At 39.3% G+C, this 13,394-nt stretch carries 14 protein-coding genes and 1 rRNA gene; all 15 read right to left on the minus strand.

Annotated elements, in window-relative coordinates; translation table 11 throughout:
- A 16S ribosomal RNA gene (locus tag HNQ41_RS05035) occupies positions 1 to 330 on the minus strand; the annotation flags it as partial.
- Between the two features lie 388 nt (positions 331 to 718).
- Positions 719 to 1,318 (minus strand): response regulator transcription factor, encoded by a 600-nt coding sequence (locus tag HNQ41_RS05040; protein WP_184663332.1) that lies wholly within the window; start codon positions 1,316 to 1,318, stop codon positions 719 to 721.
- Positions 1,315 to 2,448 (minus strand): sensor histidine kinase, encoded by a 1,134-nt coding sequence (locus HNQ41_RS05045; protein WP_343043330.1) that lies wholly within the window; start codon positions 2,446 to 2,448, stop codon positions 1,315 to 1,317. Before HNQ41_RS05045 ends, HNQ41_RS05040 begins: the two co-directional genes overlap by 4 nt.
- Positions 2,449 to 2,469: 21 nt before the next feature.
- Positions 2,470 to 3,558: a Delta(5) desaturase DesA gene (gene desA, locus HNQ41_RS05050; RefSeq protein WP_184663334.1), complete on the minus strand. Its 1,089-nt coding sequence runs from the start codon at positions 3,556 to 3,558 to the stop codon at positions 2,470 to 2,472.
- Between the two features lie 565 nt (positions 3,559 to 4,123).
- Positions 4,124 to 4,810 carry a zinc metallopeptidase gene (locus HNQ41_RS05055; protein WP_184663335.1) on the minus strand — a complete coding sequence of 229 codons (687 nt, stop codon included), beginning with the start codon at positions 4,808 to 4,810 and terminating at the stop codon, positions 4,124 to 4,126.
- Between the two features lie 82 nt (positions 4,811 to 4,892).
- The gene (locus HNQ41_RS05060; RefSeq protein ID WP_184663336.1) at positions 4,893 to 5,699 is read right to left on the minus strand and encodes a sporulation protein YpjB; all 807 of its coding nucleotides are present in this window, start codon (positions 5,697 to 5,699) and stop codon (positions 4,893 to 4,895) included.
- Between the two features lie 72 nt (positions 5,700 to 5,771).
- Positions 5,772 to 6,368 (minus strand): lipoprotein heptaprenylglyceryl N-acetyltransferase LhaT, encoded by a 597-nt coding sequence (lhaT, locus tag HNQ41_RS05065; protein ID WP_484600383.1) that lies wholly within the window; start codon positions 6,366 to 6,368, stop codon positions 5,772 to 5,774.
- Between the two features lie 154 nt (positions 6,369 to 6,522).
- Positions 6,523 to 7,299, minus strand: coding sequence for a menaquinol-cytochrome c reductase cytochrome b/c subunit (locus tag HNQ41_RS05070; protein ID WP_184663338.1), 777 nt, complete (start codon positions 7,297 to 7,299; stop codon positions 6,523 to 6,525).
- Between the two features lie 31 nt (positions 7,300 to 7,330).
- Positions 7,331 to 8,002: a menaquinol-cytochrome c reductase cytochrome b subunit gene (gene qcrB, locus HNQ41_RS05075; protein WP_184663339.1), complete on the minus strand. Its 672-nt coding sequence runs from the start codon at positions 8,000 to 8,002 to the stop codon at positions 7,331 to 7,333.
- 16 nt (positions 8,003 to 8,018) lie between these two features.
- Positions 8,019 to 8,522, minus strand: a complete 504-nt coding sequence (locus HNQ41_RS05080) for a Rieske (2Fe-2S) protein (protein ID WP_246421493.1) — start codon at positions 8,520 to 8,522, stop codon at positions 8,019 to 8,021.
- 154 nt (positions 8,523 to 8,676) lie between these two features.
- A complete protein-coding gene (locus tag HNQ41_RS05085) occupies positions 8,677 to 9,153 on the minus strand; it encodes a YpiF family protein (protein ID WP_184663340.1) in 477 nt (158 codons plus the stop codon).
- Between the two features lie 39 nt (positions 9,154 to 9,192).
- Positions 9,193 to 9,744 (minus strand): ReoY family proteolytic degradation factor, encoded by a 552-nt coding sequence (locus HNQ41_RS05090; RefSeq protein ID WP_184663341.1) that lies wholly within the window; start codon positions 9,742 to 9,744, stop codon positions 9,193 to 9,195.
- Positions 9,745 to 9,953: 209 nt separating this feature from the next.
- On the minus strand, positions 9,954 to 10,967 hold the full coding sequence (locus HNQ41_RS05095) for a hypothetical protein (protein ID WP_184663342.1): 1,014 nt from the start codon (positions 10,965 to 10,967) through the stop codon (positions 9,954 to 9,956).
- A 120-nt stretch (positions 10,968 to 11,087) separates the two neighbouring features.
- Entirely contained in the window at positions 11,088 to 12,356 is a 1,269-nt protein-coding gene (locus HNQ41_RS05100) for a tetratricopeptide repeat protein (protein ID WP_184663343.1), read from the minus strand.
- A gap of 91 nt (positions 12,357 to 12,447) precedes the next feature.
- The gene (locus HNQ41_RS05105; RefSeq protein ID WP_184663344.1) at positions 12,448 to 13,326 is read right to left on the minus strand and encodes a hypothetical protein; all 879 of its coding nucleotides are present in this window, start codon (positions 13,324 to 13,326) and stop codon (positions 12,448 to 12,450) included.
- Between the last annotated feature and the right edge of the window lie 68 nt (positions 13,327 to 13,394).

The following is a 13,394-nucleotide window of genomic DNA, read 5'->3' on the forward strand; positions in this document are numbered from 1 at the left end:
GATCACCCTCTCAGGTCGGCTACGCATCGTCGCCTTGGTGAGCCATTACCTCACCAACTAACTAATGCGCCGCGGGCCCATCCCTTAGTGTTAGGCCGAAACCCAACTTTTACAATTCGCTCATGCGAGCGAATCGGTCATCTGGTATTAGCCCCGGTTTCCCGAGGTTATCCCAGTCTAAGAGGTAAGTTGCCCACGTGTTACTCACCCGTCCGCCGCTCGTTCCACTAATGTCACTCCGAAGAGATCTATTAGCTTCCCGCGCTCGACTTGCATGTATTAGGCACGCCGCCAGCGTTCGTCCTGAGCCAGGATCAAACTCTCCGATGAACAGGATGTTCAAGTGCCGATGTTGCGACAGGACGTCGCATACTTAGTCGGCCTTCCTTAAACAACTTCTCGAATAAGCTTGATGTCTCTGACATCTTTATTGTTTCATTGACAGAATCTTAAATAAGATCCCGCTGGTCGCTTAGCTTTTTGTTTAGTTTTCAAAGGTCAGTGTTTCAGTCGCTCCCTCAAAGCGACAAATAATATAATAACACCAAAAAACAATTTCGTCAACACACTTTTTAAATTCTTTATTTCATTTTGTTCCTGCTATGAATCTAGTGCGTGTTATGTTTTGTAATCGCCAAAGTTTTTGTCAGCGACTTGATATACTATACACTACAACCTGATCAAATAACAACAGGTAATTTTTAACATACTTTACAATTTAATTGAACCACCCTTTTTCATTTGCCCGTGCAATTGCTTCAATTCGATTACTAACTTCTAATTTATCAAGGATTGTGGATATGTAATTACGGACAGTCCCATATGTTAGATGAAGGGTTTCTGCGATTTCTTTCGTGCTTTTACCTTCAGCCATTAAAGCTAATAATTCACTTTCTCGTTTTGTCAGAGGATTCTCCTGACTATACAATTCATCAACAAGCTCCGGTGCGTATATACGCTTCCCTTCCATTACTCTACGAATTGCATTAGCTAAATCCTCACTAGGGTTATCTTTTAACATATAACCGTTCACTCCAGCCTTAATAGCTCTTTGAAAGTAACCTGCACGGGCAAAAGTCGTTAAAATAACAACTTTACAGTCAATTCCCTTTAACTCTTCCGCTGCATCCAAGCCACTTTTCCCTGGCATTTCAATATCCATTATACAAATGTCTGGTTTCTCTTCATTTACTAATGCTAATGCCTCTTCACCGTTACTGGCACTTCCTACAACCGACATGTCTTCTTCTAAATCTAAAAGAGCTCCTAAGGCCCCCAACATCATTTTTTGATCCTCTGCAATAACAATCCGTATCATATTTCCGCCCCTTCTTCAGAATGACCTATATTATAAGGGATATGATTGATCACCGTCGTTCCGTCACCAGAAACAATGTCAAGAGTTCCATTTACGAACTCCAGACGTTCTTTCATTCCTTGCAAACCGCTTCCTTTTAATTTATGAAGTGGTTTTTCGAAGCCTACTCCATTATCCTCTATTTTGACAACAATGTCCGTATCTGTCTGTTCAATCGTAACAGAACACACCGTTGCACCGCTATGTTTCACAACATTTGTGATCGCTTCTTTTATACACATACTTACGACATTCTCAGCGACCAATGAGATGTTTTCCAACTTCGTCGTTCCCTTGATTGAATAGTCAATATTTGCAGCTTTTAAAATTTGTTCTACCCGTGGTACTTCTTCTTCTAACCTTGTTCCACGCATTTGCGTAACTAATTCCCTCACTTCTTTCAATGCGATCCTTGCAGTATTCTGAACATCCTTTACTTCTGAGCGAGCTTTTTCTGGATTTTTCTCAATAAGCTTTGAAGCTAAATCGCTTTTCAAACCTATTAACGATAGTTTTTGGCCAAGTGTATCATGTAAATCTCTAGAAATTCTTTGCCGCTCCTCTAATTTCACTAGTTCTGAGATTTTTTTGTTCGCATCTTCTAATTGCCCTTGCAATTTTTCTTCTTTATTTTTATTAAATGTGTTCACCGGCAAGAGGATCACCGCAACCATACTCAGAAACACAAACGGTAGCTGCGTTATAAATACACTATGATTGACGAAACCATAATAGCTCGTTGCGAAAGTGCTTATCAGTAATACGGTATACAACGTAATAAAAGCCGCACGCTTCTTAATATTGCCAATAAAAAAAGCTAGGAATAAAAAGAAATAAATATAACCAAATAACATACTCATCGCTGTCGAGATCGCAATCTGCAAACTTGCCCCTAAGTAAACCACCCATCCATAAGAAGCAAAGGAAAGGACGTAACATAAAAAGAACCCAATAATCATAACAATACCGATAACAACTTGCGGTGTTTCTGACTCTTGAAAAATGAAGTAGAAGGGAAGGATATAAAATACAATCCAGACAAATGGACTTAAGCCTGTATTTTTTCTTAGTCGTTCACTCCACCTTTTCACAATCCATCCCCTCATCTCTACTTATATTGAACTAGTTCGCTTTTTTACCTTTTCAGTTATCGGATCGTTAACGAGGTTACCCATGTTCTCCACTGGCTTTTCACCATTTCTAGATGCCAGTATTTCCTTTGCTTTCTTATAGGTAACAAATTGTTTTGTGTCTTCATCCCATAGACGATAACGAAGAGACTTAAGACTTGTTCGAAGTGTGATTGTTGTTGCTTTTTGAAGAGGCGGGGTAGCCTCATGTGCATCCTCTAAATAATAATTAGGAACCCGAGGACTTAAATGGTGAACATGATGAAACCCTATGTTTCCTGTTAACCATTGCAAAACTTTTGGAAGTTTATAATACGAACTACCTTCTACTGCCGCCTGCACAAAGCTCCACTTTTCATTATGTTCAAAATAACTTTCTTCAAATTGATGCTGGACATAAAACAACCAGATGCCAAGTAACCCAGAGATAAATAGTATCGGAGCCTGGATCATCAAAAATGCCTGCCAACCGACCATCCAAACTAACGTTGTATAAAGGATAGCAATCAATACATTTGTTAAGTAAGTGTTAAGGCGTTCTTTCCTTCGTGCCCCTTTAACATTAAAACGATATGCTATCAGGAAGATGACAATTGGGCCTATACCTAACATGACAATTGGATTACGATAAAGGCGATAAGCAAGCTTGCGCCAAATTGAAGCTTCATTATATTCTTTTACTGTAAGTACCCACATATCTCCAGTCCCGCGTTTATCAAGGTTACTACTTGTTGCATGATGAATATTGTGACTTTTTTTCCATTGTTCATAAGGAACAAGCGTTAACACACCTGTGATTGTTCCTAAAATTGCATTTGCTTTACTACTTTTGAAAAACGATTGGTGACAGCAATCATGACAAATAATGAATGTCCTAACTGCAAACCCTGCAGTCACAATAAGAATAGGGATCGTTAACCAATATGATACCGATAAACTTAAATAAGCCACATACCATAAGACCAACAAAGGCCCCAATGTGTTAATAATTTGTTTTATACTTTTATTTAAATCTGTTTTTTCAAAAGGAACGACGTCTTTTTTTAGTTCAGCAATACTTTCTTTACTCATGATAAACCCCTCCAAATAACGTTTACAACCCGCGAAATAAATTTCATTTTAATCATTATAAAAAATGCAAGTTATTTCTTTTAGTCATAAACGTCAATTTCGGAGGATGACAAATGTCATGTAATTACGTTTGTAAACTTGTTAATATACAAAATGGACATTCAAGTAGAAGGACGTCCATTTAATAAAAAAATATATACATTGCAAATGTTCGTGAAATATGTTAAATTAGAACTCGTGTTTGTTTTTCACGATCATGTGATGATCGCTTTCTTTATTACGTAAATAAATTTTATTTAAATATTTCATATCAAGGTGTGAGAGTTATTTTACGGATGAATTGGCACCCTGTTGAACCACTAAGAGAACCTTATTTACACTGGCACGGCTTCGGAGCCGTAAGGATGAAAGAGAGGTAGGGCTTTCATTATTTAAGTTTTAAAGTGAAATGCAGAGAAATACCGCGGCAAGTAAAAGTGAATCATCATAAAACAAAGGGTGACCCCATTTCAGGTCACCCTTTATTATAAGCAAAAAGCTGACATTAGTCAGCTTTAAAAAGTTTTTAATCGTCATTCATAGCTACATACATCAAGATAAAACGTACGAGCTCCATGACAGCGACAAGAGCTGCAGCTACATACGTTAACGCAGCAGCATCTAATACTTTTCTCGTCTCTTTTTCTTCATTGTTACGAATGACCCCAACACTTACCATTTGTTCCATCGCACGGCTAGATGCGTTAAATTCAACTGGTAATGTAACGAGTTGGAACAACACCGCTGCAGACATGAATACTATACCTGCTAACATCATCTGTGATGCTCCAAGTATGATACCTGCCAAGATTAAGAAAAATGAAAGGTTCGATCCTAAATTTGCCACCGGAACAAGCGAGTGACGAAAACGTAAAAACGCATAATCTTCCGCATCCTGAATAGCATGCCCAACCTCGTGGGCAGCAATGGAAGCACCTGCTACTGAATCACCGTAATAATTTTCCTCAGACAAGCGAACCACTTTCGCTCTTGGATCATAATGATCACTAAGTTTACCTTTTACCGGCTCAATTTTAACATCAAATAAGCCGTTATCATTTAGAATTTTCCTCGCAACTTCTGCACCACTCATTCCCGATGATGAACGAACTTGCGAATATTTTTTATACGCGTTTTTCACACGCATTTGTGCCCATATTGGAATGATCAAGAGAAGGGCGATGTAAATAAGAAATCCTCCTGTTGAAAACAATCCGTTTCCCTCCTTTATTCCTTCATTTTCTTAACATCAATTTTAGTCAAACACGTTCAAACTGTCAATAAAGTTGCTTTAACTACCGTTGTCTACGTCGGTTTCGATATCGATCTTTCTCTCCTTTATACTTTTTCCAACCAACATAACTTAAACACACAACAATTACACCACTGATGGAAATTATAACCCAAATTAAAGATGGATCAGACACATCTTGACCTTCTTCTGAAAAGATAAGCTCAAGGTGCTTTTCAACATGAGGGAGTATGTCTTCAGTTAGACGTGAACGGTCCGACAACGATCGATTTTCATTTAAATAGGCAATCGATGCATCCAAAGCTTGAAAAACACCTTTTTCTGCATCTACGTTTAAAGCAGGACGCACAGTATCATAAGCCGCGATAAACTCGTCTAATTCATATTGGTAGGTGTTCCAATCTTCAGACTCTGCCGCATCATTCATACGTTGCAAAAGTTGATTTAAAGTTGGTTCAACTTCTTTCCAAAGTGGCTTTCCCGGCGTTATATATACATCTGTAAGCAACCTTAATGATGTAATGGCTTCAACCCTTTTGCTGTCGTCCATCTTCACGCTTATTACTGCTTCTTTAGCCTCATCATAGATATGAGTAATAACATACAAATCCGTCATCGTTAACCGATCATCTTCCATCCGCACTTCATTAAAAAGGTCGGAAAAACGTTCTAAAAAACGTTTCGAATCTTCATATTGTTGCCTGTGTGCGTATTGTAAACTTTTCTCCACCCACTTGTTTGCTTCGAACCAAATATCTTCACTACTACGCTCTTCAGCTAGTCCAATATTTGGAGTCATTGATAACACGAACATCGCCAATATCATGGCGCAGAAGATCCTTTTCCTCATGACGCCTGTCCCTCCTCACATTTCTAATTCATCTTATGTAAGGAAGAACAAGGTTAGACCAGGTTTTCTTATTTAACCACCTTCAATCGATCGCTTTTGCTGCCATTGTTGTTGAAAATAAACAACCGCAATCGAAAAAATACTAAGCCAAAACGTGAAGTAACCAATTTCATTGATCCAAGGCATTAACTCTCTCGATAACCACGGCTGCATACCAAATAAGTAATCAATGATATCATTATGTACAGTCCAAAGGGCCGTTACAACAATGTGCCATGTTTTAATGCGAAAAAAGGGCGCGTATAAAACAGCTTGTATTGCCATCCCTAAATGAGAAAATATCAACATATAATGCGTCCAATTTAGTGTATCACCTGCAATTCCTGCTGCTGTGTTCATAACGACCGCCCACAAGCCATATTTAATAAGTGTTACCGCGGCTAACGCTTCTAAAAGAGGCCAATTCTTCCCACTTAAAAAAGCAATCAGCACAAATACAAAAAACAAACTTGCAGTAGGGCTATCAGGAACAAATGGAATAAAATGGATTGGCGTTTGCACCAATTGATCTCCGTACCACATATAACCATAGATTGTACCTATAACATTCACCCAAAAAAGGGACCACAATACTGTCCGATGTCGTAAAATTACGTACATGAGTTCCACAATATCAAACCTTTCTTATTATAACGACACGTTTTGGTAAAATTCACAAATCATATTTATTGTAAATTAAAAAAGGTTGACCTGCAAAAGATAACTGCAATAACAGCTCTTTTCAGGTCAACCTCGAAAAACTATCCCTTATACGTAAAATGGTTTATGGTTCTTGACCGTCGTTGGCAATAAATTCTGCCAACGTTTCTAACTCTTCTTCAGAACCATCAAACTGATCACCCGGCATTGATCCGATACCTTCATGGATAATTTCTATTATCTCGTCTACATCATAATCACTTTCAAAAACCGGTGGCCCCGCAGATGTACCTAGCATATCATCCCCGTGACAACCGATACACGAATCTTGAGATAAATAGATGTCATACCCTTCGGCACTTTCATCGACATCATAATCAACATCCACGATCTCACCTTGTTGTGCAGCCGCTTCCCAGTCATGGTCATCGACTGATTCCCAAGTAAGGAAAATAATCGAAACAACCGCAAGAAGCATTAACCCACTTCCAATTGGACGTTTCATCGGACGCCTTTCCGGTCCGCGATCCAACCAAGGTGCTAAAAGTAAGGCCCCAAAGGCGATGCCTGGAATAACAACAGCCCCAATAACAGTGAAATCCCCAGCAGCATACTCATACTTTAACAATTGATACAAGAATAAAAAGTACCAATCCGGTAACGGAATATATCCAGAGTCTGTTGGATCAGCAACACGTTCTAGCGGTGCAGGATGAGCAATCGTCAAACATAGAAAGCCGATTAAGAATACCGCACCAATCATCCACTCCTTCAATAAGAAGTTCGGCCAAAACGCTTCCGTTTTCCCTGGATACTCGGAATAGTCTTTCGGAATGTTCGGCTTTCGCTCCGCAGGAATACGCGAATCACCGACAAATTTCATTCCTTTCCCCCGTTGCATAACTTTCCCTCCTTTTTACGAAAAGACGATCCTACAATGGACCAGAGATTCCTTGTTTACGAATCATGTAGAAGTGCGCCCCTAATAGACCTAGTAAAGCGCCTGGTAAGAAGAACACGTGAATCGCAAAGAAACGAGCGAGTGTCTGCGCACCAACAATTTCTCCTCCTGCGAGTAGTGTCTTCGTAAAGTCACCGACGACTGGAACACTCTCAGCAATTTCAAGTCCTACAACCGTCGCAAAGTAAGCTTTCATATCCCACGGAAGTAAATAACCCGTGAATCCTAAACCTAAAATGACAAAGAACATAAGGACCCCAACAACCCAGTTCAATTCACGCGGTTTTTTATATGAACCTGTGAAGAAGACGCGCAACGTATGTAAAAACATCATGACGATAACTAGACTCGCGCCCCAATGGTGCATACCGCGCACGATCACACCAAATGTCACTTCATTTTGCAAGTAATACACAGATTCATAGGCATTAATAATATCCGGAACATAATACATTGTTAGAAACATCCCAGATAAAATCTGGATGACAACTGTAAAGAATGTCAATCCACCAAAACAATACACGAAAGCGGAAAAATGGTGCGCTGGGTTTACGTGCTCCGGCACTTCGTGGTCAGCGATATCACGCCACATCGGCGTAATATCCAATCGTTCATCTACCCAATCATAGATTTTTTGTAACATGGATTACGCCTCCTCTCTAATCACGCGAAATCGGCCGCCCTAAATATACAGTGCCGTCGCGAACTTCCATTTCATAAACATCCAACGGGCGAGTTGGTGGTGTTCCCGCTACGTTCACACCATCTTTTTCAAATCGACCACCATGACATGGACAGAAAAACTGGTTAGGAAAATCTTCGTTAGAATCCCAATCTACTGTACACCCTAAGTGTGTACACACTGGTGACAATGCAACAACTTCATCTCCATCCAAATACAACCATGCCGTTTGCGTTACTTCACTTGTGTGCCATGCGTCCTCTTGCTCGAATGAATAGTCAAACCTTTGTGGCTCTTCTGTCAATTCATCGACAGAAGCGACAGCTACCATCTCTTGCTCGTCTCCACCCTCTAGGGCTGGATCAAGCGCAAAGCGAGTTAATGGTAAAGCTATACCTGCTGCCATAAAACCTCCGACGCCCGTCAATGTATATGTGAGAAATTGACGTCTGGATACGCGATGCTCTTTTTCGCTACTCAATGCTCTCTCCCCCTTACTTTATAATATTCCCACATTGTAATTATTACTAAGTCAACATAATAATAGCTCACAATGGTAAACCGTGTCAATAAATTTGAACGTTTTGTGGACGGGTTTGCGAAAGTTTTCCAAAAGTTTGTCTATTTTATGAATGTCAAGGGCGTTGTTTCGGTTCTGATTGCCATTTATTTGTTAATAACGGAATGATTTGTTTCATTTGCTGGTCAATCATTTGTTTCAAATAACGATCTTCCATATTCTCAAAAGGTAAAGCCGGAAGCCACACAAGCATGTCTGGCAATTCATCCTCTACTTGCTTCCAATCACCATCGGCCGTTAAATAAACGACGTGTTTAAAACCTTGCTCATAAACGTGACGATCCCAATCAATTAACTCACTTTTTCGTTTTTCTAAAGGTTGATTCTTTATATATGTAAACGCCGGAAATAAAAGAACTCTCCCTTTAAATTGACGCTCAATAGCATCGGCCATCGTTGAGATAAAAGTTCCCATTGATACTTTCTGTTTTACATCCTCTTTTAAATCGATAGGGATTAGTGGAATAACCGCTGTATCAACGTACTCTTTAGCTTGTAAATATGTATCGATATCTTGCATTGTCCATTTCATGTTTTTCTACCTTCCTTCTATACAGTATTAAATGAGCCCTCATACATCGAGGGCTCTTAATTGTTCATACTCTTTTACATATTGGTTGAATGATTGTTCATCTTTGTTTTTTAAAGATTCATCAATTTTCTGTTTTAACCATTCTTTGCGGTAGTGACGTAGTGATTGATCCATAACCATCTCCGCTAATAAAGAACGTAAGTTTATTTCTTCTTCATTTGCTGGGAGATATGGGTTTTCCTCCAATACCGCAACATATTGTGGGACAGAGAGTCGGTCTGTAAAATAAAGCTGGACGAACACATTTTCATGTCGGTTTAACCGAATATCATGGAATGCTTTTTCGGCATCCATCGTCACGTGTTGTTTTTTGTGAAAGGCAAACGGAACCTTGTCAACATCACTTGTTGAAATCAATAATGCTTTTGGGCAATGTTCAGCCTGCTCAACAAAATGTACACGTTCCATGAGCGAATCATCACTCATAAGATAATTCAATAACCACGCACATTCCCTTCGCTTCAATTGATACTCATCAAGAAACCACTTTAGAAAATCACGTTTTTCCATCACCGGAATAGAGCTATTCATTTCGCCTCTCCCCCTATCGATTCGATTCAACAGGCAGGTATGATCCATCGCCTTATTCAACCTAAAACACATGTATATGACGACGGAAAGTCAAGTTGAATGACAAAGCACGTTTGTAAACGCCGTGCTCGCCTTACTCATTTTATTCGATATATATCAGTTAAACCCTTTAAAAATGAACAGAAAAACGCAATGATTTGTAAAAATTTCTACAACCAAGAAGTCGGATAAACGTATTGATCATCGTCTTCATGGAAGGTTGTCAAAAAGTTACAAGCTTCTAGCATATTAAGGATTCGCTTTTCTACAACGGCCGATTTTCCATCAAAGTAAAATGGGTCAACAAACAATTGCAACTCTTTTTTTACCCATTCTTTATCAATAGCTTCCATAGGCTGAGTGATTTCTTGTAGCCACCGGACGATAAATGGTAAACAAGGAATTGCGTGACGATAAATATTGATATACGTTTTCAGCAAGTTTTTCATAAAGGTCGAGGCTGACCATTCATCAATTTGTTTGGCGTATTTAGTGACTTGCAAGTACCCTTCTCGCTCTTCGATCCATTTATTTCGATAACAAAAATCATAGAGAAGTGAAAAGCGGTCCGGGTATGCATCAAAGTGCCGCCCATAACCAAAGCGCCATTTTTCATCTGGTAATTCCTCAGGATGTTGGAAACGTGATAACGTTCGTTTTAAATCCCGTTTATGTATTTTATAACTTTTTGTTAATGGTAATGGGTCTTCTTCTAATTGATCAATCCAAGTAATCACATCCGAAATCGCATCCATTTTCACAGAACTGCGATTAGGTGAAACAATCGTCCACGGATATGCAGAATGCCTTAATTCTCTTTTTAAACGTTTTTTAATAAATACAGGCATCCAAAAAAAATCAGAATGTGTTTGTTTAAACAACAGACCAAGTGATAGAAGACGTTCAACAGTTTGCGCATGTTCAGGTTGTTTCGAACGTGGTAATAAGCTCTTTGTTTCAAACTTATTTAAAGATGGACGCGGATCTAAAGAGATAGATAATGCAAGCATCCGTTCACCAGCATGCATTGCGCGCCATTGTTTTTTCCATTCATCATCGTCTTTTAGATGTTTGTATAGTCGCTCTACCATATCTTGTTTTGAATGGAGGTTTCCAGAGATCTCCCATTGCTTCATTAGTGTGCGTAACTGAATCTCACTCTGCTCGAGTAACGTTTGTAACAAGTAACATCCCTTCTTTATCTGAATGTTTTTCTTTAGTATGAACGAGTAGAGCGATTCTATAATTTACATCTTTTTAAGTACGGAGAACAACCCGGGTATGTCACACCCAGGTCATGTTCATTACTCCATTTCCATTCTCATCAATTGCTCTTCAATATCGTGGCGGTCCGTGTCATTTTTAAGAACCCAACGGTATTTTGCTTTCGCTTCTTCTATACGGCCTGCTTCCATACAAATAGCTGCCATCTCTTCAACAAACTGTAGGTCTTCCTCAAAATGAGCACTAATCTCATCATATAAAGCGACAGCCTCGTCAAACTCATCTTGCTCATACTTTGCTTTCGCTTTATACCACGAAAACAACGGATCCACTTCTCCATAATCCTCGAGAAAATCAATCAATTCTTCAATTTCTTCATGCTGCTCATCTTCTTGTAAGAAGAAAAGAAGTTCACGAACGGCTTCGAGATTACTTGGGTTCAGCGCAATCACTTTACGGAGGTGCTCCTCCCCTTCTGCTGCTTTCCCTTGTGCTAATGCAATTCGGCCCGCTTCTAAGTATAGTTCTTCATTAAATTCGTCGTGGTTCATCCCTTCTTTGACGACTTCTAACGCTTCCTCAGACATCCCTTTCATGCGTAAAGCTCTTGAAAGGTACGGATAAACGGTTGTAAATGATGGATCCACTTCTTTCAATCGATGAAATTGCTTGATTGCTAAATCATAATCTTCTACTTGCATTGCTGTATAACCATATCCAAATAACCCTTGTGGCTCTTCATCTTTTTGTAACCCTTGTTCATAGTAATCTAGCGCTTCTTCAAATTGCCCAGTTGCACTATACGCTTCCGCAAGACGAAGTTCAGGTTTTAGCTCTTTCGGTAAAGAAGCATCTTTTTGGTGGTTGACCTTTTTATAATATGAGACGCTTTTATTATAATCGCCTCGACTTAGGTAGAACTCGCCTAAGCTATATTGGATAATCGGCTCGTCCGGCGCTTTCTTTTCTGCTGTCTGCAGCTTTTGTTCCGCAACTTCTTCTAGCCCTTGTGATTGATACAAATCAGCTAATAACAATTGTGCTTGAAGGTATGCAGGGTCATCTTCTGCTATTTCAGTTAGCATTTCAATCGCTTCGTCTTCCTCACCTAAGTCGATATAACATTCTGCTGCAAATGCAAACAGTTCGCCATGGTCAGGGTAACGAAACATCAATTCTTCAATAATTACTTTCGCCTTATCAACAAGTCCAAGTTCAAAGTACAATTCAGCCACATGCCGTTTTGTATCATCGTCTCCTTCTTTAAGAAGGTCTTCAGCATCGTTTAACGCCTGTTCAATATCTCCTTGATCGATTTTTTCGATAATTGCTTCAAATGTTTCCTTCATAAATACCACCCATTTCTATGTCTCCAGTCTAACAAACGACCTCTTAGTATTGTAGCGTAAGAACAGACGTGAAAAAAGTAGAAAGCTTATCTCAGCTTCTAAAAATATTTGAAAAAGGAAGGAATTTTCCTGGCATGATGTTTGTTATTTCCTCACCTTCCGAACGACAGCTAAATACCTCGCCCGCCTTTAGAACCTCACCTCGACGCACGACAACAGAAGCGTCTTGCTCTTTACAATCTTGTTTTGTCATATCTTTTTGTATTAATACATAGTCAGCATCACTTCCTGTTTGCAGTACACCTTTTTTTGGGTACAAGCCCAATTGTTTCAGTGCTTGTTTTGAAAAGAATGAACCGTTTGGCAACTCTTCGATGGCATTAAATTGATACTGTTTCACAACCTTTGACCAAGTTTGATTAACGTATTTCTCTTGACGTGGATCCATTTGTTTACTAGGTTTCCTTAACATTAATGCTGACTTTAAAGGAAACAAAGCTTCCGATATTCGTTGCCATTTTACTTCGCGTAAAGCTTGTTCATCATCAAGTTCGATCATAATAAGGGGGATTTTTTCTTGATACAAACGTCGCACAAGGCGTTCTTTCAATTTTGAAATCGGTACAACCACAGCAAATAAATAATCAGAAGGACAATTTGTCATCCATTTACGCGCTCGTGATATCGCTTCTGTTACTTGCCGTTCGTAACGGACATGTACAGGTATTACAACAGTCGTAGCGCCTATTTTCAAGATGTTTTCATAGGAAGCTAACGCTAACCCTTGATTAACACCTTCATCATATAAAAGTACACCACCTGGTTGGATAAAAAAATCGTCGATCGATAACCGATAGCCTTTCAATCGCTTAACTTGTTCGCCTACATAATTCACTTGCCCATTTTTAATGTAAAGATCTTTCGCCTTCCCTTCTAAGTTTTCTGTACAGCTTTCAATGATATATGGCACAACTCCACCCCGTTTTTGTATTGTTACTGCAAGCTATGAGGAGCATGGAGCATTTATACCTTTGTTGA

The organism is Texcoconibacillus texcoconensis (assembly GCF_014202575.1).
GTDB classification, from domain to species: domain Bacteria; phylum Bacillota; class Bacilli; order Bacillales; family Salisediminibacteriaceae; genus Texcoconibacillus; species Texcoconibacillus texcoconensis.

What these genes read in the sequence shown, in the direction of transcription:
- HNQ41_RS05040 (WP_184663332.1), bottom strand. Translation starts at nt 1,318, where the DNA reads ATGATACGGATTGTTATTGCAGAGGATCAAAAAATGATGTTGGGGGCC.
- desA (WP_184663334.1), bottom strand. Translation starts at nt 3,558, where the DNA reads ATGAGTAAAGAAAGTATTGCTGAACTAAAAAAAGACGTCGTTCCTTTT.
- HNQ41_RS05060 (WP_184663336.1), bottom strand. Translation starts at nt 5,699, where the DNA reads ATGAGGAAAAGGATCTTCTGCGCCATGATATTGGCGATGTTCGTGTTA.
- HNQ41_RS05070 (WP_184663338.1), bottom strand. Translation starts at nt 7,299, where the DNA reads ATGCAACGGGGGAAAGGAATGAAATTTGTCGGTGATTCGCGTATTCCT.
- qcrB (WP_184663339.1), bottom strand. Translation starts at nt 8,002, where the DNA reads ATGTTACAAAAAATCTATGATTGGGTAGATGAACGATTGGATATTACG.
- HNQ41_RS05085 (WP_184663340.1), bottom strand. Translation starts at nt 9,153, where the DNA reads ATGAAATGGACAATGCAAGATATCGATACATATTTACAAGCTAAAGAG.
- HNQ41_RS05090 (WP_184663341.1), bottom strand. Translation starts at nt 9,744, where the DNA reads ATGAATAGCTCTATTCCGGTGATGGAAAAACGTGATTTTCTAAAGTGG.
- HNQ41_RS05100 (WP_184663343.1), bottom strand. Translation starts at nt 12,356, where the DNA reads ATGAAGGAAACATTTGAAGCAATTATCGAAAAAATCGATCAAGGAGAT.